Source organism: Longimicrobium sp. (assembly GCF_048594345.1).
Classification (GTDB): Bacteria; Gemmatimonadota; Gemmatimonadetes; order Longimicrobiales; family Longimicrobiaceae; genus Longimicrobium.
In genome coordinates, this window is record NZ_JBMDXM010000095.1 from 1 (window position 1) to 20,181 (window position 20,181).

Consider the following 20,181-nt stretch of genomic DNA (forward strand, 5'->3'; position numbering starts at 1 on the left):
CTTTCAAGTGGATCCGCATCATCTACCACTGCTGGAAAGAGCACATTCCGTACGACGAGGCGCGCTACATCCAATCGCTCTGGGCACGCCGCTCACCCCTGGTGAAGCGGCTCGGCGTCCCGGCACCGGCCTGAACGAAGGCGGTACGCCACATACGCAACCGTTGACGGACCACCTCAGATGTCTCTGTACCTTTCCTTTGTTCGTGATCGTCCGGGCACGAGAAAGGGCGGCTCCGAAACGGAGCCGCCCTTTCCGTACCTGCCGCGCGAGGTGTTAGCCGCGAACCTTGGCCACGATCTCTTCGGCCTTGCTCTTGGGCACTTCCTCGTAGTGCGCGAACTGCATGCTGTACACGGCGCGGCCCTGCGACATGGAGCGAAGCGACGTGCTGTAGCCGAACATCTCGGACAGCGGCACCATGGCGTCGATCACCTGGGCCTCGCCGCGCTGGTCCATCCCCTGGATCTTGCCGCGGCGGCTGGACAGGTCGCCGATCACGTCGCCCATGTAGTCGGACGGGGTCACGACCTCCACCTTCATCACCGGCTCCAGGAGCACGGGGCCCGCGCGGCGGGCGGCCTCCTTGAAGGCCATGGACGCGGCGATCTTGAACGCGATTTCCGACGAGTCCACGTCGTGGTAGCTGCCGAACACCAGCTGCACCTTGACGTCGACCATGGGGTAGCCGGCCAGCACGCCGGTGTCCATGGACTCACGCAGCCCCTGCTCGCTGGGCTTGATGAACTCGCGCGGGATCACGCCGCCCACGATCTTGTCCTCGAACACGAAGCCCTGGCCCGGCTCGGCCGGCATCATGTTGATCACCACGTGGCCGTACTGGCCGGAACCACCGGTCTGGCGGACAAACTTGCCCTCCACCTTCTCCACGGTCTTGCGGATCGTCTCGCGGTAGGCCACCTGCGGCCGGCCCACGTTGGCGTCCACCTTGAACTCGCGGAGCATGCGGTCCACCAGAATCTCCAGGTGCAGCTCGCCCATCCCCGAGATGATGGTCTGCCCCGTCTCGGCGTCGGTGTGCACGCGGAAGGTGGGGTCCTCGTCAGACAGGCGGCGCAGGGCCTCGCCCATCTTGTCCTGGTCCACCTTGGTCTTGGGCTCGATGGCGACGTCGATCACCGGCTCCGGGAACGTCATCGACTCCAGCACCACCAGGTGCTCGGGGTCGCACAGCGTGTTGCCCGTCGTGGTGTCCTTGAGCCCGATGGCGGCGGCAATGTCGCCGGCGCGCACCTCGGGGATTTCCTCGCGCTTGTTGGCGTGCATCTGAAGGATGCGGCCCAGGCGCTCGCGCTTGCCCTTGGTGCTGTTCTGCACGTGGCTGCCGGACGCGATCACGCCGGAGTACACGCGGAAGAACGTGAGCTTACCCACGTACGGGTCCGTGGCGATCTTGAACGCCAGCGCGCTGAACGGCTCCTCGTCGGTCGGGTGCCGCTCGATCTCGGCGTCGTTGTTCTCCGGGTCGGTCCCCTTGATGGCCGGGATGTCCACCGGCGCGGGAAGGTAGTCGATCACGGAGTCCAGCAGCTGCTGCACGCCCTTGTTCTTGAACGCCGAGCCGGTAAGCACCGGCACGATGGCGCCCGCGATGGTGGCGTTGCGGATGGCGCGGCGAAGCTCCTGCTCGGAGATCTCCTCGCCCTCCAGGTAGCGCTCCATCAGCGCTTCATCGTGCTCCACCGCACCCTCGACCAGGGCGAAGCGGGCCGCGGCGGCCGCTTCCTGCAGCTCGGGACGGATGGGCTGCTCCGTCCAGTTTTTACCCATCGTGGTGTCGTCGTAGATGAGCTCCACCTGGCGCAGCACGTCGACGATGCCCACGAAGGTGTCGCCGTCGCCGATGGGAAGGTGGATGGGCATGGGGTTGGCGCCCAGCCGGTCCACGATCATCGACACGCAGCGCTCGAAGTTGGCGCCGGTGCGGTCCATCTTGTTCACGAAGCAGATGCGCGGCACGCCGTACTTGTCGGCCTGGCGCCACACCGTCTCGGACTGCGGCTCCACGCCGGCCACCGCGTCGAACACGCACACCGCGCCGTCCAGCACGCGCAGCGAGCGCTCCACCTCGACGGTGAAGTCCACGTGCCCCGGGGTGTCGATGATGTTGATGCGGTACGTGTCGCCAAAGCGCGTCCACTGGCAGGTGGTCGCGGCGGACGTGATGGTGATGCCGCGCTCCTGCTCCTGCTCCATCCAGTCCATCGTGGCGGCACCCTCGTGCACCTCGCCGATCTTGTGGGTACGGCCGGTATAGTACAGGATGCGCTCGGTGGTGGTCGTCTTGCCGGCATCGATGTGCGCCATGATGCCGATGTTGCGGTACTTTTCGAGCGGCGTGGTGCGGGGCATTGTCGTTCTATCCGGTAGTGGAACGAGCGGGGCGCGGGAGCGTACCTTCCGCTCGCGCGCCCGCCGCGTTCCTGTTCTGTTCAGCGCAGCCGGCGCCCCACCGTGGGCGCCGGGTGTGGACGATGGTTACCAGCGGTAGTGCGCGAACGCCTTGTTGGCGTCGGCCATGCGGTGCGTGTCGTCCTTCTTTTTGACCGTGGCGCCCTCGTTGCGAGAGGCGGCCAGCAGCTCGGCGGCCAGGCGGTCGGCCATGGTCTTTTCGCCGCGGGCCCGGGCGTAGCCCACCAGCCAGCGCATGGCCAGCGCGGTGCGGCGCTCCGGACGAACCTCGACGGGCACCTGGTAGGTGGCGCCGCCCACGCGGCGGCTCTTGACCTCGAGCACCGGCTTGGCGTTGTTGAGCGCCGTCTTGAAGACGGTCTCGGCCGGCTGGCCGGTGCGCTCTTCCAGCACCTTCATGGCGTCGTAGAAGATCCCCTCGGCGGTGGACTTCTTGCCGTCCAGCATGAGGGTGTTCACGAACTTGGTAACGACTTCCGAACCGTAGACCGGATCCGGGATAATCGGGCGCTTGACGGCGCGAGTGCGGCGGCTCATGGCTTACCTCTTCCCCTTTCCGCCCTTGCCCGGCGCGCCCTTGCCGGCGGCCTGGCCGGGCTTGGGACGCTTGGCGCCGTACTTGGAGCGGCTCTGGCGGCGGTCGTTGACGCCCGAGGCGTCCAGCGTGCCCCGGATGATGTGATAGCGGACGCCGGGAAGGTCCTTCACGCGGCCGCCGCGGATGAGCACGATGCTGTGCTCCTGCAGGTTGTGTCCCTCGCCCGGGATGTACGCCGTCACCTCGGTGCCGTACGTGAGCCGGACACGCGCCACCTTCCGGAGGGCCGAGTTGGGCTTCTTCGGGGTCGTGGTGTAGACGCGCGTGCACACCCCGCGCTTCTGCGGGTTGTTGCGCATGGCGGGGGACTTGCTCTTCTTCTCGAGCGTCTCCCGGCCTTTGCGGACCAGCTGGTTGATCGTCGGCATACTTTTAGAGTAACGCGTATCCTGGGACGAAAAAACAGGCGAGGACCACCCGGTCCCCGCCGCCGCCAACCACGGGTTGCGCGACAGACCGGGAAAAGTAAGGACTCTTCCCACTCTGGTCAACCCCCCGCCGCCTATTGGAGGCACGCCCACGCCGCCGGATCTTCGCTTTGCCGGCTTTCGCCGATTCCCGTTTCCTTCCTCCGCCACACCCGAGTCTCCGCCGACCAATCTGCCGTCCGTCGCACTGGGCCGTCGATTCGCGTTGCGGCAAGTATTTTCCCGCGTCCGGATCGACTCGCCACACCGCTCGCCACACCGCTCGCCCCGCGCACGTCCTAGCGGGTCACGCCGCCTGAGCCTTCGGGCGGGGCTTACGGGTGGAGCGCGGCTTCGGAAGCGGCTCGACCACCTCTGCGTCGCTCTGCACGGGCGGCGGCTGGTACAGTTCGCCAAACACCGCTTCGGGAGTTGCCTCTCCCACCCGCAGCAGCTTCAGGTTGCCGCCGTCCGGGGTCCGCGCGCCGGACTCCCACGCCTGCACCGTCTTGGTGCTCACGTTCAGCGCCATCGCGAATACCGCCTGCGACGCGCCGATGCGCTCGCGCAGCGTGCGGATCGTCACCGCATCCATCGGTTCGGGCGCTGCAGGCAGGATGGTGGTCCGCAGGTCGTGACGCAGACCCATGTAGTGCTCGTAGCAGTCCTGCACCGCGCCCAGAAGCGCCTGGAACTCCGAATCTTCCATCCCTCCTCCTATTCTGGCTTCATGGCGCGAACCCACCTGCACAACGCGTCCCGCTGCTCTCCGGTGAGCAGATTCTGAACGTCTTTCCGGTAGATGAATACGAGGTAGATGGTCTCCCGATGCGGAGCGAAGAGGTAGTGGATCCGAGCACCGGAGCGCTTTCCCTGGCCGCGGGTGCGGTCGCGCATCCGGATCTTTCGCAGCCCGCACGCACTGGCATCCACATCACCCGCCTCTGGATTGCGCTTGAGTTCGTCCTGCAGTTCCCGCAGTTCCGGCTCAAGGCCGAACTTCATGACGCGCCTGGTAAACTCCGGCGCCTCGATGAACAGCCACTTCATGCCGCCCCTCCACGCCCCACGGGCATCAGAGACTATACTACAGAGTAGGATGATGGCACAAGCCTCACGTGTTCAGATTGTTCATCTCTGGGTCGCTGCGCAAGAGGCCTAAGTGTCTGTCATAAAGTGAGTTGCTGACTTTGGGTAAGGAGCGCTCCGTACGAGCCAGAGGCGCGACGGGTGGGAGCGCGGCAGGCGGAGGACAGGAGGTGCGGGTGGCGGGCTGCAAACGCAGGAGAGCCAGCAGACGCGAGGGTCCGCTGGCTCTCCTGCTGATTCGATCCACCGCCGAGTGCGTCGCTGTCTCCTCGGGAGCGCACCGATCCGGAATGCTCAGCGCACCGGGATCCAGTACGTCATTTTGAGCGCGAGAAAGTTGTCGCCGCGGCCGCCGAAGGTGTCGGTCAGGGCGCCGATGCCGACATCGCGGCCGAACACCTCCTCCGAGTAGCGGTCGCGCTGCCAGACCAGGTACATGGTGCTCCCGGGCCGCCACTCCCAGCGCAGCACGGCGTTGCTGCGGAAGGAGCGGACGTTGAAGTCCTGCGCGATCAGCTCCCGATCCGGCTGGCCGTCGCCATCCCCATCCTCATCCGTGACGAAGAAGTGCTCGCCCTCGCGCGTCAGCAGGCGGCCGGCGCCCAGGTCGTCCAGCTCGCCGCTGCGGGGGGCGCGCAGCTGGCCGAAGGACTCGTAGCGCGCGTTGGCGGCAAACGGCTCCACGTACAGCTCCAGCGACAGGTCGGGGGTGAACAGGTAGTTCAGCCGGGTGGCGGCGGAGAAGATCGACTGGTCGACGGACGCGAAGGTGTAGCGCCGGCCGTACGTGGCCGCCGGCCCGCCCGCGAGCGAGGCGACGAACTGGCGCGGGTCCGTCATCCGGCGCCACAGCGGCTCGAACGACGCCTGCCAGCGGGGCCCCGGGCGCACGGAAAGGCTGGTGTAGAACAGCAGGTACGCCGCGCCATCCTCGCCGCCGCCCACCGAGGTCTGCGCGCTTACGCGGGTGCGCCACGAGGTGGGCGTGCCGCCGGAAAGGGTAAAGCGCCACCCCTGCCCCATCCGCGCCAGCGGCCCGCCGCGGGTGAGCGCGTCGCTCTGCGAGGGCAGGTCAATCCAGCCGATCACCGTGGTGCGCCAGAAGTTCTTCCAGGTGAAGCGCATGTCGGTGCGCACGGCGCTGAAGGTGCGCGTCCCCCCGAAATTCCACGTGTTCTCGCTGCTGAGGCCGATGTCGTAGTTGCGGAACACCTTGCCCGGCTGGGTTTCGCGGTAGCGCAGGTTCAGGTAGCCGAACGCCTGGTCGGCGCGATCGGCGAAGCCTGCGTCGCTGATCTGAAACCCCGGCGACTGGCCGCTGAGCGACGCCGTCCACAGCCAGTGCCGTCCGTTGTTGCGGGCGATGGCCAGGGAGCCGGTGTAGCCGGAAAGCGAGGTGCGCGTGCCGTACTCCACGTGACCGGCGTCCGGCCGCTGGAAGTAGTGCGCGCTGGAGCGCTGGGTGCGGCGCAGCGCCAGCGAGTCGCCGGCTACGTGGCTGAACCCCGCGTAGCCGCTCACGGAGTACTCGCCGCCCCGAAAGCGCAGGTTCCAGTCGCCGCCGCCGGCCAGCGCGTCGCGGTGCAGCAGGTCCGCCAGCGGGCTACCCGCGTCCATGTCGCGGTGCACAGCCGTCATCAGCAGCCCGGCGGTGGACTGGCTGGCGCCGAACTCCTGCTGCACCCGGCCGATGGCGTACCCCGTGCGCGGCGCCACCAGGACGCTGCCGAACTCGCGCGACACCGCGTTGAAACCGCGGGCCGACGCATCATCCGTGACCGCGGCCAGCGCGCCGACGGAGGTGCCGGAGTTCAGCCGGCCGGTGAGCTTGGCCGCGCCCATGATGGTGCTGTTGCGCGGAAAGTCCACAAAGTCGCCGCCCGGATCCAGCGCGAACGCGCGGTCGTGGATGGAGCCGATGCGGCGCGAGTAGAAGTACTCCGGCCCGCTCCCGGCCAGCAGCTGGCGCCCTTCGATGAAGAACGGCCGCCGCTCGTCGAAGTACGCCTCGTACGCCGACAGGTTCACCTGCGCCGGGTCCGCCTCCACCTGGCCAAAGTCCGGGTTTACCGTCCCCTCCAGCGTAAGGTTGGGCCCCACGCCCATCTTGAAGTCCGCGCCGATGCGCCCGTCGAAGGTACTGCCGTCGTCGAACGGGTTGCCGGCTCCGGGGCTGGCGGTAAACGATCCGGAGCTGGCCACGTACGGCAGCAGCTCGGCACGGCGGCTGGGGCGGATCCCCGAGATCCCGCTCAGCGTGCCGAAGCGCGAGGCCCAGGCGCGCTCCTGCGAGGGGATGGGGATCCAGAACACGTCCTCCTGCGTGGCGGGATCCCAGCGGTCGATGTTGAGCCCCCACGTCTGCACGTCGCCGGCGTTGAAGCGCAGCTGGCTGAAGGGGATGCGCATCTCCGCCGTCCACCCCAGCGAATCGCGCTGCACCTCCGCCTGCCAGACGGGGTCGAAGGAAAGGTCCACGTCCGTCTCGTCGTCCGTGGCGTGGTACCAGTCCATCCGCGTTCCCGACGCCGTGACGCCGAAGCTGTAGGCGGTGCGGCGGTCCAGGTAGGTGTCCAGCGAAATCCAGATGTGCTCCGCCTGCCCGCCGTCGTCACGGCGGCCGACGGGGGCCTGGATGGCGCGCGGATCCTTCTTGAACATGCGCGCGGCCACGTACAGCGCCGCGTCGTCGTAGACAAAGCGGACTTCGGTGCGCTCGCTGGGCGCGCCGCCTTCCACGGGCTGCTTCTGCACGAAATCGGAGAGCACGGGCGCGGCGGCCCACGCGCCGTCGTCCAGGCGGCCGTCCACGGCGGGCGCGCGGCCGTCGAGCCGGACGGCGCGGATCTCCTTGCGGACGGCCGTGGCGGGCCCGGGGGCGGGGGTCTGCGCGGGCGCGGCGGCGGGGAGCAGCAGCGCGAACGCGGCGGCGGGGGAGATGCGGATCATCAGCGGGGGCTGGCGAGGTGGTTGTGGGCCCGGCGGCAGTCGCCTTCCGAGCGGATGGTCTGCAGGGTGGATCGATACGCGTCCGCCACGCCGCGGCTGGCCAGCGCCGTCCGCGGAACGCGGGTAAGCACGCGCGTCTTGTCGCCGTTAGACCCCATGCCGCGCGCGGCGTGCAGCGCGCCGGCGGAGACGGCGGGGCGGTCGCCGGCGACTTCAAGAACGTGGATGAGGACGCGCGCACGGTCGCCGTCGGAGCGGAGCGACGCCGCGGCATCAAAGAACGCGTCGCGCACGTCCTCGTCCGCCAGCAGGCGGCCGTGGCGTTCCGCGAAGGCGCGGAGAAAGCGGGCCAGGTCGCCATCCGACTCCATCTCTCGCCCGGCGTGGCGCAGAACGCGGGCGGCCTCGGCGGGGCGGAGAGCGGACGATTCGATCGCCCGCGCGTAGTACGTCCTGCGCACGCCGTCGCCGTCCAGCCGCTCCGCCTCGTTCAGCAGAGCGGAAACGCCGCCCCGGCGATGGATGGCCTCCGCGCGGCCCTCCGCGTTCAGCCCGTCCTCCACACCGCGGCGCAGCATCTCACGGATCCAGGCAAGGTCACCCGCGTCCGGCTCCCGGCGGCTGCCGGCCCGGCGGAAGTCGAGGCGGACGCTCCCCTCCGCGCCCGGCGTGTACAGGACGCGTCGGTCCGGACGGCGGGTGCCGCGCTCCGCCAGCAGCAGGTATCCGCCGGGGCGGATCGCGCGGACGCCGCTCTCGTCGTCCGTCAACTCCACGCTTCCCTGCATGCGGATCTCCACCACGTCGCCGTTGTGGCTGTGGCGGCTGATCCAGCACGGGTTGCACGCCTCGTCCTGCTGCGCGGGGAGCGGCGCACCCATACACGCGGCCAGCAGTGCCGTGGTGGCGGCCACCATCCATCCTGCCTTCATCGAGCACCTCCGGGGAGCATGATCAGGATCCGCGTTGCTGAAAAATCAGCACTTTAAAACGCGAAATCGGGCGATTCGAGGTGGCGCCGGGGTGCCGGGAACGATGAGGCAGGCTACGCATGCTGAATGTTTAGCACCCGCCGCCGGATGTCAACGTTCCCGTTCTCCCGCGCTTCAGCGATTGCCGTTCAGGCGGCGCATGACCAGCCGGCGCTCGGCGTCGGAGCGCATGGCTTCCGCCACGCGGCGGTAGGCGGCGGCCACGCGGCCGCTGCGCAGCTGGCTGGCGGGCACCTGCGACAGGACGATGCGCTTCTCCACGTCGCTCCCCATCTCCCCCGCGGATGCAATCGCCGCAATCGACGTAGCTTCCGACGCGTCGTCCAGGATGCGGGTGAGGACGATGCGGCGCTCCACGTCGCTGTCGAACTCGCTCACGGCGCGAAAGAAGGCTTCGCGCGACGGGCCGTCCGCCAGCCGCTCGTCCGCGGCGCCGGTCAGCACCAGCCGGCGCTCCACGTCGCTCCCCATCCCGCCTACGGCGCGGAAGAACGCGTCGCGCGAGGCGGCATCGGCCAGCCGGTGGCGCTCCGTTACGCGGTTGAGCACCAGCCGCGTCTCTACGTCGCTGTCGATTCCCTGCGCGGCGCGCAGCACCGACGCCACCCGCGCCCCGTCACCTGCGCGATCCACCGCCTCCATCAGCACCAGCCGCGTTTCCACGTCGCTCCCCATCCGCCGGCCCACGTCCTCCATCACCCGCGCAAACTCGCCGTTGCTCATCGCGCCACCCGCCAGGAGAGCACGGTAGTACATCCGCCGCCCCACGTCGCTTCGGATGTGGCCGATCTCCGCCAGCACGCCGTTGACGCCACTGCGGGCGCGAATGCGGGCCACGCGCCGGTCCGCACCCAGGCCGCTCTCGCGCACGGCGTGCAGCACCAGCCGCTGGGCCCATGCACGTCCGGAGGCGTCCAGCGCGCGTTCGTCGCCGTTCACAAAGTAGCGCACGCGCGGCGCGCCATCTCCCGGGCGAAACTCCAGGCGGCGCTCGCTGCCGCCATCCCGCTCCTCGATTGTGAGCTGCCCACCGGCGCCCACGGACGCCACCCAGTCGCCCGCCTCGTTGAACTCCACGGTGCCGCGGGAGCGGATCTCCATCCGCCGGCTGCCGTTGTCGTCGACGATTCGCGTCTCCTCGTTGTGCGTGATGTGCGAGCGCTCCTGCGCCCCGGCCGGCGCGGCGAGCCCCAGCGCCGCCACCAGGGCGAGACCGCCCGTGATGCGAATGATCAGCTTCATGTCGCTGTTGTCCTGAACAATGGTGAATGGTGAAATTTCAGCACTTCCGGGCCGGAGAAACCGGGCGCAAAGGCCCGGCTCTCCTCAATCGCCCGTGAACTCGCGGATCACGGCCTCGAACCAGCTGCGCGCGCCGGGATCGAAGGTGCGTGCCCGTCCATCCACCGTGTAGGTGTAGACGGGGCGCCCGTCCTCGCCGGGGATGGCGCTCAGCCGGCGCACCACACCGCCGCGCGTTTCCTGCACCATCAGGCTGCCGCCGGCGCGGATGCGGCGGATGTCCCAGCGCCCGCGCCCGAACACCACCTGCTTGGCCTGGATCTCGACGGCGCGCCCGCCAAGCTCCAGGCCGATGTCGGAATCCCACACCGACTCGGTGCTTTCGCTGCTGCGCGTGGTGCTGGTGCGGGCCGTTCCCGTAGCGGGGGCCTCGTGGGTAGCCTCGGCCGGCGCCTCGTCCAGGTCCGTCAGCGCGGAAAGGGCAACGCGGCGGTCCGTGTCGGAGTCCATCGCCCGCGCGGCGGCCAGGAACGCGTCGCGCGCGCGCCCCTCGATGCGCTGCGTGCGCACGGCATCCGTCAGCACCACCCGCTGGTCGCTGCTGCTCTCCAGCCGCGGCACGTGCTGAAGGAGGAGCTCCAGGCACGCCGAATCCAGCCGCCGCGCCCCCAGCAGCGAGCTGAGCACCACCCGCTGGTCCGTGGACGAGCTGAAGGTTCGCATGGCCTCGTAAAAGACGTGCGGCAGCGGGTTCGCGCGCAGGGCGCGGTGACGGACGGCCCGTTCCAGCACCACCCGTTTGTCCGTGTCCGACCCCATGGTGCGCGTGGCGGCGATGATGGCGACCACGTTGTCGTGGCTCAGGTCGCTCTTGGCCAGCAGCCGCTCCAGCACCACGCGCCGGTCGGTGGACGACTCGATCTCCTCCGCCGCGCGGATGATGTCGGCGTACAGCTCCGGGTCCGTCCGCGTCTCCAGCACCCGCAGAAGCCCGGCGAATCCCGTCGTGGAAAGGCTCGCCGTTGCCACGGGGCCCACCGTGACCAGCGGCGATACGCTCGCGCTCCCCGGCTCCGCCCGCAGCGCGCTGGCCGTCTTGGCGACCGACGCGGCCGCGTCCAGCGCCGCCTCGCGAGACCGCTCCTCCTCCGTCTCCGTCCTGGTCACCTTCTGCACCGCCTCCGCCACCCGGTTCGCCAGGCGCGCGGCGGGAGATGCCGGCTTCTCCGCCGCCGCCTCTTGCCCGTGCGCGGCGGCGGCAAGCGCCGGGTCCGCTGGCCGCATGGCCGCCAGCGGCACCAGGCACGCCAGCGCGGCGGCGGAGGTGGCGAGGGCGGCGGCGCGGCTCACGCCGTTGCGGCGGACGGCGTTGTCCAGGATGGCCAGCAGGCGCCCCTCAAACTGGGAGCGGCGCGCCATGGCCAGCGCGTGCGCGGGCGCGGGGCCGGGCGCGGAGCCCAGCGAGCGTACGATGGTCAGCAGGTGGTCGGCGTAGTCCGCCGGCGCCGTGCCGATCTCCAGAACCGCGTCGTCGCAGGCGTGCTCGCGCTCTTCGCGCAGCTTGCGCACGGCCATCCACACCAGCGGGTTGAACCAGTAGACCACCAGCGCCACGTGCGCGATCCACTGCGTAAGCGCGTCCCACCGGCGCACGTGGGCCAGCTCGTGCGCCAGCACCACGCGCCGCCGCTCGCTCTCCCACCCGTCCGCCTCGCCCGGAAGCAGGATGACGGGATGAAAGATCCCCCACGTCATCGGCACGGTGGCGCCGGGCTCGCGGAGCAGGCGGACGATGCGCCCCAGCCGCAGCCGCCGCGACAATCCGTCCGTCAGCCGCACCCACTCCTCGTCCGTCAACTCCACGGCGCGGCGCTCCATCCACCACACGCGCGCCAGGCCGTACGCCAGCCGCAGCGCGAACAGCGCCGCGCCCGCCGCCCACGCCAGCAGCGCCAACCGCTTCCAGTCCGACGGAATGCGGACCGGCTGCGGGGTAGAGGGAGCCACGGACGGAGCCGCGACGCCGGCCACGCCCGCCGTGGGGGCAACCTGGTCGAGCGCGGCCGAGTCCAGGACGGAATCCAGGTCGTCGGTGGGCGCGACGAGGACGGCGGAAGGCACCGGCAGCACCCGCCACTCCGGGACGAAACGACGGGCGACGGGAAGGAGCAGCAGCGCCGTAAGCGCGGCCAGCCACACCAGGTGCCGCGCGGAGGCGGAGGTGCGGCGCATCAGCGCGGTGGCGCCCAGTGCGGCCAGGAGGATGAAGGTGCCGCGGACCGCCGCGTCGAGGACGGCGCCGGCGAGGGGGGAATCCAGCAGCGCATTCATCGGCCGTCCTCCGCCTTGCGGGCCTGCTCGATCAGCTTCGCCAGCCGGTCCAGCTCTTCACCGGAAGGGCGCGACTCTTCGATCAGCGCGTTCACCACCTGCTCGGGGCTGCCGTTGAAGAAGGTGCGCACCAGGTGGCGCAGCGCCGTGGCGCGCGCCTGCCGGCGGGGTGTGGTGGGGAGATAGACGTAGCGCTTGCCGTCCATCTCGTGCTTCAGCATCCCCTTCTCTTCAAGCAGGCGCAGAGCGGCGCGCACGGCCGAGTAGGTCGGCGGATCGGGAAGGTCGTCCAGCACCTCGGCGGCCGTGCAGCGCCCGCGGCGGTAGACGATGTCCATGATCTGCCGCTCGCGGCGGCTCATTCCCGTGGGCGTCTGCGAATCCATGCGGGCTGGCGGGAGCGGAAGGCGGAGGAAGCGGCGTCTATGTGCTGAATATTCAGCAGATGGATCCGGAAGTCAACCCTTTCACGTTCGTCACCGGGCGGGCGCGTCGCGAAGGTGCGCGTCGAACCAGGCGCCCACCTCGTCCCACAGGTGGCGGATGTTGGCGGGCGAGCCGAACTCGTGCGCCTCGCCCCAGTAGCGGACGAAGCGGGCGCGTTTGCCCATGCGGTACAGGTGCGTGAACACCTGCTCGCCCTCCGTAAGCGGCACGGAGTCCATGTCCCCCTGGGCGATGAGCACGGGCGTGTTCACCCGCTCCAGGTAGATGAGCGGACTGTTGCGCTCGTAGCGGGCGCGGTCCGCCCACGGCGGCTGCTGAACGTTGTAGTACCACGGCTGTTCCAGGCCGCCGGGCCAGTCCATCTCGCGCAGGCTGGTGCCGTAGCGGTCGCGCGCGTCGAAGGTGCCGTAGCCGGCCAGCAGGTTGGCGCGCGCCAGCGTGGCGACCGCGGCGCGGAAGCGGTCCGTCTGCGTGATCAGCGCGTACACCGCCCATCCGCCAAAGCTCTCGCCGAACACGCCCACGCGCTCCGGATCGGCCACGCCCGCCTGCACGGCCGCCTCCACCGCGGGGAGCACGTCCTTGGCCACCTCGAAGTACATGTCGCGCGGCTGGTCCGCCGCCGGCAGGGAGAAGGTGGGGATGACGACGGCGTATCCGCGCGCCGCCAGCAGCTCGGGCTGCCACCAGAGAAAGTTGCCTGGCGCGAAGGCCAGCGTGTCCGCGATCTCCGGCCGCTCCGTGTTGGGATACACCCACACCACGGTCGGATACCGTCGCCCGGGGACGTACCCGGCGGGATGGACGATCTGCGCGGTAAGCGGGTCGCCGTCGCCCCCGCGGTACTCCACCAGCGTACGCCGGGCGGCCGCCACCTGGGCAAAGTGCCCGTTCAGCCGCATCCGCTCGTCGCGCCGCGCATTCGCCGCGTCGCCCGTCCACAGCCAGCTGCCGTCCCGCCGGTCCGCGGTGAACACCGCCTGCCCCGTCGCCGGTGCGTACGCCGCGAGCGACGCGCGCTCCGGCGCCGCACCCAGTGGCGTAACCTCCGCCTCGCACCCGTCTGGCTGCACGCGCACCAGCCCCCCGGCCGAGGTGCGGAAGACGATCGCCTCCTCCGCCGGCCGCCGCGACATCACGCTCACGGCGGTCGCCGCGAGCTGCGGCTCCAGGCCGCCGGTCAGGCTCCGCGCCTCGCCGCCGTCGGTCGCCACGGACCACACCTCGCCGCCCGCCAGCGCCAGCATCCGACCCTCGCACGGCGCCGTCCACAGCTGCGGCGGCAGCGCCGGCAGGCCGCGGGTGATGGCGACGGGCGACGCGCCGCCCTCGGTCGGTACCGTCCACCACTCCGCCCGCTCCGCGCCCGGCGCCTTGCCGCGCACCAGCAGCCGCCCTTCCCTGCTCCACCGCACCTCCTCCGGCGCCGCTTGCAGCGTCGTGACCGGCATTGCGGTCCCCTCCGCCACCGACACCAGGTACAGCGCCGCGGCGCCTTCGCCGCGCGCGGGTGCGGCGACCACCGCCACCCGGTCCCCCGCCGGCGACCAGGCCAGCGGCAGCACCTGGCCGCGCACGTCGGCCAGTGCCGCCACCCACCGCACGGATCCGCCGTCCAGTGGCACCACCCCAAAGCGCGCGGAAACCATCCCCGGATCCGTCAGCCGCGTGCCTGGCGGTGTCCACCCGTCTCCGCCAGCACCGCCGCATGGCCGCCCCCCGGCGCGACGGACACCTGGACGAAGCGCCCTTCCGCCACCGTGCGCGACGCGCCCGACGCGACGTCCACCAGCGTTAGCGGCCCGGGGCGCGGCTGGGGCTGCGGCGCGCCGCTCTCCAGCACGCTGGCCGTCGGCTCGCGCCCGGCTTCCTGCCGCGTCCACGCCGCGCGGGCCGTGTCGCGCGCCTGCGTCTGCTGGCGGAACAGGTCCGGCTGCTCCCCGTGGGGCAGCAGCGCGACCAGCACGCGGCGGCCGTCCAGCCACGTCATCCGCCCCGATACGGAGATGTCGATTCCCCGCTCGCTCAGCCTGCGCAGGTGTCCCCTCTCCCGGTCCCACGCGTACGGCCGCAGGTTGTCGCCGCCCTCCGTGGAGAAAAAGGCCACGCGCCGCCCGTCCGGCGACCATGACGGCAGCAGCAGGCCGCCACCCTCGGGCGCCCCGCCGGTAATCCGCCGCGGCTCGCCCGCCGGAAGCGGCACCATCCACAGGTCGGCGTGGTCGTAGCCGCCCATCTCCGGCTTTGCCGCCGTCTCGCCGTCCATCCCCCGCCGCACCACCACCGCCAGCATCCCGCCGTCCGGCGACGCCGTGATGTAGCCCAGCCGTTCGCGCCGCAGCAGGTCGTCCACCGTAAGCGGCCGCCCCTGCGCCATGGCGGGCGTTGCGAACACGGTGAGCAGGAGCACAGCCAGCGTCGCGGTGAGGGTACGCGTCGGACGTTCGCGGGACATGGGATGCGGAGGATCGAGAGAAGGCGAGCAGACGCCGAAGAACATGCGGATATTTCAGCATGTGCAGAATATTCAGCACATGCACCCGCGTGTCAACGTTCTCGTATCGATCTCCGGCAGATGAGGGAGGAGATAGAGGGCTACGCTCGAGGAAGCGCCGCCAGCGGCTCGCGGCTGGGATCGAACGTCCGCAGGCCGCACGTGGAGGCGAGGGCGGCGAGGTCGCGATCGGAGGTGACCATCGTGACCTCACGGGCGCGGCGGGTGGACTGCACCCGCAGCGCGGAGGCAAGGTGGAGCACGTCAAGGCTGCGTGCTCGAGCCGCGCGATGCCGCGTCGTCAAGGAAATCGCATCGGCAACGACGTCGCCATCCACCTCGACGATCCCGAAGCGGGAGCGGTAATCCGCCCAGAACTTCTGTACCGCGGCGACATAGGCCGGGCGCGGCACGCCGCGGTACCCGTTGCGGATGGCCGTAAGAACCTCAAGCGCCACGAACTCGCTCAGGAACAGATCTCCGCCGGTTCGCTGGAGCAATGCCCTGACGTTTCCGTCGCCCACTTCATCGATGTACGCCTTGGCCAGCGCGCTGGCGTCGAGGAACAGCAAGGTTACCAGCCCCGGCTGACGCGATACTTGATACTTGCCCAAACGCCTGGCTTCTGCCTCGGTTCGCGATCGGGAAAGTTCCACCTCTTCGCCGGTCTCACACCGATCGCGCGCAACTCGGCTTCCCAGGCGAGCCTGTCGGGATCGTCAGGAGGCACGCGTTCCGGCAAGCTGTCGATCTCGTCTTCCGCCCGACGCATGATCATCCGCATCTCGTCGGCCGTCAGCGGTTCGGGGTCAGGCCCATGCCACGCGCGGCGCAACCCGTCTACCAGCTTTTCGCCAAGCGTACGGCGCACGAGAACCTGGCGCCTGAGCAACTCAGGGTCTTCCCATGTCGCGACACCGCGGACACGCACGCCTTCAGCAGGCTCCGCCTTACCGGAATCGGGAGCCAGGAGCACGCCCAGTGGGGATTCGTCACTGCTCCGCATCGGCTTCTCTCCACGTCTGGGATCATCCGCTCGTGCTCCCAATCTAATCCAAACTTCCTGGACAGTACAGACACCATTCGGAGCGCACTCCTTGGGTCTGCCGTGCGCAATCATCGACGCCCACAGCGCGCCTGACGGGCCTTCAGCGTCGCTGATCCGGTCGCTCAAATCATTCTCCTGCTGGACCTTTCTACCGAACGCTGGCTCTGCAGGTCCACGAACAGGTGGAGCACCACTACGCCCCAATTCCGCGTCTAGCCGATATTATAAGACGATTTAATCAATATTCTTCCGTTGTCACTCTGGTGCCATTACCATGCATCACCACCCTCGACTCCCCGTTGAGGCCCCCTCCTCCCCCTCCATCCCCGGAGACGCATCATGAGCATCTATAAGTTCGTGGCCGCGGTAGTCCTGGCCACCCTGGTCGCCGCCGCTTGCGACAACACCATGGAGTCGTCGCAAAAGGACGGCAGCGCCGTTCTGCCGCCGCGGACCGGCCTCAGCCTGTCCGTTGGACCCACGTCGCAGGTGGCGGTGCACTGCCCGCCCAAGGTGCAGGCGTACACCGGCGGCCAGTGCTACGCGTTCGGCCTGGATTCGCTGGGCTTCTACACCAGCCACTCCGTTAGCACGTGGTCGTCGTCCAGCATCTCCACCCTGGTCGTCTCGTCCACCGGCCAGCTGATGGGGCAGAACCCGGGCACCGCGACCATCTACGCGACGGTGGACGGGGTCACGGGCTCCACCAGCGTGCCCGTCCGCACCGGCACGGACCTGACCGTCGCCATAGACGGGATGCCCGTCATCCAGCCGAACGTGCAGTGCTCGTACACGGCGGTGCCCACCGGCGGAACGGCGCCGTACACGTACACGTGGAGCATCGTAAGCGGCAGCGCCACGGGCAGCGCCAGCGGCGACACCTGGACCGGCTCCTCCTCCGCCACCGGCACCTCGTTCGTGCTCAAGGTGGATGCCGTCGACGTGGACGGTCGCCGGTCATCCGACACCCAGAGCGTCTTCGTCCACGCCATGGGCAACTGCTAATCCCACGCAGGCGACGCAACGCAAACGGCCCCGGGCATCTCTGCCCGGGGCCGCTTTCGTTTGTCCTGCCGCCGAAGCCGGCGAACGCCCTTGCGGGCTTACGCCTGGACCGTCGCCACCTCGCCAGCGGCAACCGTCGCCGGGGCCGCGGCTTCCGTCGCGGCGCCCGCCTCGGGCACGGGCCCAAAGTCCACGTCGTTGTACCGGTAGATGCCGGTACCCGCCGGGATCAGGTGCCCGATGATGATGTTCTCCTTCAGCCCCTGCAGGTCGTCGCGCGCGCCGCGGATGGCGGCGTCGGTCAGCACCCGCGTGGTCTCCTGGAAAGAGGCCGCGGAGATGAAGGACTGCGTGGTCAGCGACGCCTTGGTAATGCCCAGCAGCAGCGGCTCGCTGGTGGCTGGCGTGCCACCCCCGGACAGGTGCTTGGCGTTGGCGTCCATGTACTCGGTGCGGTCCACCGTCTCGCCCTCCAGGAACTCGGTGGTGCCGGGCTCCAGGACGCGCACCTTCTGCAGCATCTGGCGCACGATCACGCCGATGTGCTTGTCGTTGATCTTCACGCCCTGCAGCCGGTATACCTCCTGAACCTCGTTCAGCAGGTACTCCTGCACCGCCTGCGGTCCCTTGATCCGCAGAATGTCGTGCGGGTTCACCGGGCCCTCGGACAGACGGTCGCCGGCGCGCACGTAGTCGCCCTCGTGCACGCGCAGGTGCTTGCCCACCGCCACCTCGTACACCCGCTCGTTCCCCGTTTCCGGGATCACGATCACCTCGCGCTTGCCGCGCTTGATGTCGCCGAAGCGGACCGTTCCGTCCACCTCGGTGATGACCGACGGGTCCTTGGGCTTGCGCGCCTCGAACAGCTCGGCGATGCGCGGCAGACCGCCGGTGATGTCGCGCGTCTTGTACGCCTCGCGGGCCAGCTTGGCCAGCGCGGCGCCCGGCTGCACCACCTCGCCGTCGCGCACCGTGAGCTGCGCGCCCACGGGAACGATGAACTCGCGCACCTTCACCCCGTTGGCGTCGATGATCTCGATCATGGGGTGCAGCTTCTTGCTGCGGTCCTCGATGATCACCATCTGCCGCCGGCCGGTGCTTTCGTCCAGCTCTTCGCGCACCGACTGGTCCTCGACGATGTCGATGAAGCGCAGGGTGCCGCCAAAGTCGGCCACGATGGGCTCGCTGTACGGGTCCCACGCGAACAGCGTGTCGCCCACCGCCACCTTCTGCGCGTCCTCGACCGAGATGGTGGCGCCGTACGGCACCGCCAGCCGGCTGCGGATCGTCCCCTCGGGCGTTCGCATGATGATCTCGCCTTCGCGGCTGGTCACGATCCGCGTGCCTTCGGGCGTGGTCACCGTGGTGATGCGCTCGAACTGGGCCACGCCCTCCACCTTGCTCTTGCGCCCCGTGGTCGCCGCGATGCGCGCCGCCGTGCCGCCGATGTGGAAGGTGCGAAGCGTAAGCTGCGTGCCCGGCTCGCCGATGCTCTGCGCGGCCAGGATGCCCACCGCCTCGCCCGGGTCCACGATGCCCATCGTGGCCAGGTTGCGGCCGTAGCACTTCACGCACAGCCCGCGGCGGCTTTCGCAGGTAAGCACGCTGCGGATCTTGAGCGACTGGATGCCGGCGTCCTCGATCTCGTCCGCCGTCTCTTCGTCGATCAGGTCGCCCGCGGCCACCAGCAGCTCGCCGTCCATGGGGTCGAACACGTCGTCCGAAGCCACCGAACCGACGATGCGGTCCTTGAGCGGCTCCACCACGTCCTCGCCCTCCTTGAGTGCGCTGACCTCCAGGCCCAGGACCGTCCCGCAGTCCTCTTCCATGATGGTGACGTCCTGGGCCACGTCCACCAGGCGGCGCGTCAGGTAGCCCGCGTCCGCCGTCTTGAGCGCCGTGTCGGCCAGACCCTTGCGGGCGCCGTGCGTGGAGATGAAGTACTCCAGCACGGTAAGCCCCTCGCGGAAGTTGGACTTGATCGGCGACTCGATGATCTCGCCGATCCCGCCCGTCAGCTTCTTCTGGGGCTTGGCCATCAGGCCGCGCATCCCCGCCAGCTGCCGCATCTGGTCACGCGAGCCGCGCGCGCCGGAGTTCATCATCATGTACACGGGGTTGAAGCCCCCGCGGTCCGCCGCAAGGCGGTTCACCATGGCGTCCGCCACGTCGTTGTTGGCGTGCGTCCAGGTGTCGATGACCTTGTTGTAGCGCTCGCCGTTGCTGATGACGCCGTTGTTGTACGCGCGGGTAAAGCGCGCCACGTCGTCCTCGGCCTCGCGCAGGATCTCGTCCTTTTCGCCGGGGATCTTCATGTCCTCGATCCCCACCGACACGCCCGCCATGGTGCTGTAGCGGAAGCCGAACACCTTCATGTTGTCCAGGAACACGACGGTCGTCGCCAGCCCCACCGTGCGGTAGGCGCTGAAGATGATGTCGCCCTGCTCCTTCTTGCCCATCGTCTTGTTCCAGTACCCCATCGCCGGGGGAACTACGGAATTGAAGATGATGCGCCCCGGCGTGGTGGCCACCCACACCTTCTGCTCGGCCTCGCCCTCTTCCTTTTCGGCCTCCGGACGGGGGTCGGTCAGGAAGTACACCGTGCTGTGGTACCCCACGCGGCGGTGCGCCAGCGCCATCTCCACTTCGGCCACGTGGCCAAAGCGGGGCAGCACCTTCGCCAGGTCGCGCTCCGCCGGCGCCTTGGCCAGCTCGGCCGCGTCGGCCGCCACGTCGGCGGCGAAGTGGTCCTTGTCCTTCGTGAGCCAGTAGCACCCGATCACGATGTCCTGCGACGGCGCCGCCACCGGCCGCCCGTTGCTGGGCAGCAGGATGTTGTTCGACGACAGCATCAGCACGCGGGCCTCCAGCTGCGCCTCGAACGAAAGCGGCACGTGCACCGCCATCTGGTCGCCGTCGAAGTCGGCGTTGAACGCCGCGCAGACCAGCGGGTGAATGCGGATGGCCTTGCCCTCCACCAGCACCGGCTCGAACGCCTGAATGCCCAGGCGGTGCAGCGTGGGCGCGCGGTTCAGCAGCACGGGATGGTCGCGGATGATGTCCTCGAGCACCTCGTACACCCGCGGGTCGTCGCGCTCCACGATCTTCTTGGCGCGCTTGACCGTCTCGGCCTCGCCGCGCTTTTC

Annotated in this window: 16 protein-coding genes; 1 reads left to right on the forward strand and 15 read right to left on the reverse strand. The window is 69.5% G+C overall.

The genetic code is table 11. The features are described from left to right. Positions 1-276: 276 nt before the first annotated feature. From fusA to ACOJUJ_RS10235, 14 genes are all read right to left on the reverse strand, one after another. Positions 277-2,373, reverse strand: a complete 2,097-nt coding sequence (gene fusA / locus ACOJUJ_RS10170; protein ID WP_420126757.1) for an elongation factor G — start codon at positions 2,371-2,373, stop codon at positions 277-279. A 126-nt stretch (positions 2,374-2,499) separates the two neighbouring features. Continuing rightward, positions 2,500-2,970: a 30S ribosomal protein S7 gene (gene rpsG / locus ACOJUJ_RS10175; RefSeq protein WP_420126758.1), complete on the reverse strand. Its 471-nt coding sequence runs from the start codon at positions 2,968-2,970 to the stop codon at positions 2,500-2,502. 3 nt (positions 2,971-2,973) lie between these two features. Then, the gene (gene rpsL, locus ACOJUJ_RS10180) at positions 2,974-3,399 is read right to left on the reverse strand and encodes a 30S ribosomal protein S12 (RefSeq protein WP_420126759.1); all 426 of its coding nucleotides are present in this window, start codon (positions 3,397-3,399) and stop codon (positions 2,974-2,976) included. Positions 3,400-3,745: 346 nt separating this feature from the next. After that, the gene (locus ACOJUJ_RS10185; protein WP_420126760.1) at positions 3,746-4,147 is read right to left on the reverse strand and encodes a helix-turn-helix domain-containing protein; all 402 of its coding nucleotides are present in this window, start codon (positions 4,145-4,147) and stop codon (positions 3,746-3,748) included. Between the two features lie 8 nt (positions 4,148-4,155). Then, positions 4,156-4,488 (reverse strand): hypothetical protein, encoded by a 333-nt coding sequence (locus tag ACOJUJ_RS10190; protein ID WP_420126761.1) that lies wholly within the window; start codon positions 4,486-4,488, stop codon positions 4,156-4,158. Between the two features lie 333 nt (positions 4,489-4,821). Continuing rightward, the gene (locus ACOJUJ_RS10195; protein ID WP_420126762.1) at positions 4,822-7,476 is read right to left on the reverse strand and encodes a DUF5916 domain-containing protein; all 2,655 of its coding nucleotides are present in this window, start codon (positions 7,474-7,476) and stop codon (positions 4,822-4,824) included. Continuing rightward, a complete protein-coding gene (locus ACOJUJ_RS10200) occupies positions 7,476-8,408 on the reverse strand; it encodes a hypothetical protein (RefSeq protein WP_420126763.1) in 933 nt (310 codons plus the stop codon). Before ACOJUJ_RS10200 ends, ACOJUJ_RS10195 begins: the two co-directional genes overlap by 1 nt. A gap of 174 nt (positions 8,409-8,582) precedes the next feature. Beyond that, the gene (locus ACOJUJ_RS10205; RefSeq protein WP_420126764.1) at positions 8,583-9,710 is read right to left on the reverse strand and encodes a hypothetical protein; all 1,128 of its coding nucleotides are present in this window, start codon (positions 9,708-9,710) and stop codon (positions 8,583-8,585) included. A gap of 84 nt (positions 9,711-9,794) precedes the next feature. Continuing rightward, complete coding sequence (locus ACOJUJ_RS10210; protein WP_420126765.1) at positions 9,795-12,041, reverse strand: M56 family metallopeptidase; 2,247 nt, start codon at positions 12,039-12,041, stop codon at positions 9,795-9,797. Continuing rightward, positions 12,038-12,427: a BlaI/MecI/CopY family transcriptional regulator gene (locus ACOJUJ_RS10215; RefSeq protein WP_420126766.1), complete on the reverse strand. Its 390-nt coding sequence runs from the start codon at positions 12,425-12,427 to the stop codon at positions 12,038-12,040. The genes ACOJUJ_RS10210 and ACOJUJ_RS10215 overlap by 4 nt, the downstream gene beginning before the upstream one ends. A gap of 90 nt (positions 12,428-12,517) precedes the next feature. Further along, positions 12,518-14,137 carry a prolyl oligopeptidase family serine peptidase gene (locus ACOJUJ_RS10220; protein ID WP_420126767.1) on the reverse strand — a complete coding sequence of 540 codons (1,620 nt, stop codon included), beginning with the start codon at positions 14,135-14,137 and terminating at the stop codon, positions 12,518-12,520. Between the two features lie 11 nt (positions 14,138-14,148). After that, positions 14,149-14,943 carry a TolB family protein gene (locus ACOJUJ_RS10225; RefSeq protein ID WP_420126768.1) on the reverse strand — a complete coding sequence of 265 codons (795 nt, stop codon included), beginning with the start codon at positions 14,941-14,943 and terminating at the stop codon, positions 14,149-14,151. Positions 14,944-15,083: 140 nt separating this feature from the next. Then, positions 15,084-15,554 (reverse strand): type II toxin-antitoxin system VapC family toxin, encoded by a 471-nt coding sequence (locus tag ACOJUJ_RS10230; protein ID WP_420126769.1) that lies wholly within the window; start codon positions 15,552-15,554, stop codon positions 15,084-15,086. 2 nt (positions 15,555-15,556) lie between these two features. Next, on the reverse strand, positions 15,557-15,988 hold the full coding sequence (locus tag ACOJUJ_RS10235) for a hypothetical protein (protein ID WP_420126770.1): 432 nt from the start codon (positions 15,986-15,988) through the stop codon (positions 15,557-15,559). 381 nt (positions 15,989-16,369) lie between these two features. On the opposite strand from ACOJUJ_RS10235, the gene ACOJUJ_RS10240 reads away from it, so the two are divergent. Continuing rightward, positions 16,370-17,035, forward strand: coding sequence for a hypothetical protein (locus tag ACOJUJ_RS10240; protein WP_420126771.1), 666 nt, complete (start codon positions 16,370-16,372; stop codon positions 17,033-17,035). Between the two features lie 98 nt (positions 17,036-17,133). Here the strand turns inward: ACOJUJ_RS10240 and rpoC are convergent. After that, the coding region (rpoC, locus tag ACOJUJ_RS10245) for a DNA-directed RNA polymerase subunit beta' (RefSeq protein WP_420126772.1) at positions 17,134-20,181 on the reverse strand (3,048 nt) is incomplete at its 5' end.

What these genes read in the sequence shown, in the direction of transcription:
- ACOJUJ_RS10185 (WP_420126760.1), bottom strand. Translation starts at nt 4,147, where the DNA reads ATGGAAGATTCGGAGTTCCAGGCGCTTCTGGGCGCGGTGCAGGACTGC.
- ACOJUJ_RS10220 (WP_420126767.1), bottom strand. Translation starts at nt 14,137, where the DNA reads ATGGTTTCCGCGCGCTTTGGGGTGGTGCCACTGGACGGCGGATCCGTG.
- fusA (WP_420126757.1), bottom strand. Translation starts at nt 2,373, where the DNA reads ATGCCCCGCACCACGCCGCTCGAAAAGTACCGCAACATCGGCATCATG.
- rpsG (WP_420126758.1), bottom strand. Translation starts at nt 2,970, where the DNA reads ATGAGCCGCCGCACTCGCGCCGTCAAGCGCCCGATTATCCCGGATCCG.
- ACOJUJ_RS10215 (WP_420126766.1), bottom strand. Translation starts at nt 12,427, where the DNA reads ATGGATTCGCAGACGCCCACGGGAATGAGCCGCCGCGAGCGGCAGATC.
- ACOJUJ_RS10225 (WP_420126768.1), bottom strand. Translation starts at nt 14,943, where the DNA reads ATGTCCCGCGAACGTCCGACGCGTACCCTCACCGCGACGCTGGCTGTG.
- ACOJUJ_RS10205 (WP_420126764.1), bottom strand. Translation starts at nt 9,710, where the DNA reads ATGAAGCTGATCATTCGCATCACGGGCGGTCTCGCCCTGGTGGCGGCG.
- ACOJUJ_RS10235 (WP_420126770.1), bottom strand. Translation starts at nt 15,988, where the DNA reads ATGCGGAGCAGTGACGAATCCCCACTGGGCGTGCTCCTGGCTCCCGAT.
- ACOJUJ_RS10200 (WP_420126763.1), bottom strand. Translation starts at nt 8,408, where the DNA reads ATGAAGGCAGGATGGATGGTGGCCGCCACCACGGCACTGCTGGCCGCG.
- ACOJUJ_RS10195 (WP_420126762.1), bottom strand. Translation starts at nt 7,476, where the DNA reads ATGATCCGCATCTCCCCCGCCGCCGCGTTCGCGCTGCTGCTCCCCGCC.
- ACOJUJ_RS10190 (WP_420126761.1), bottom strand. Translation starts at nt 4,488, where the DNA reads ATGAAGTGGCTGTTCATCGAGGCGCCGGAGTTTACCAGGCGCGTCATG.
- ACOJUJ_RS10240 (WP_420126771.1), top strand. Translation starts at nt 16,370, where the DNA reads ATGAGCATCTATAAGTTCGTGGCCGCGGTAGTCCTGGCCACCCTGGTC.
- rpsL (WP_420126759.1), bottom strand. Translation starts at nt 3,399, where the DNA reads ATGCCGACGATCAACCAGCTGGTCCGCAAAGGCCGGGAGACGCTCGAG.
- ACOJUJ_RS10210 (WP_420126765.1), bottom strand. Translation starts at nt 12,041, where the DNA reads ATGAATGCGCTGCTGGATTCCCCCCTCGCCGGCGCCGTCCTCGACGCG.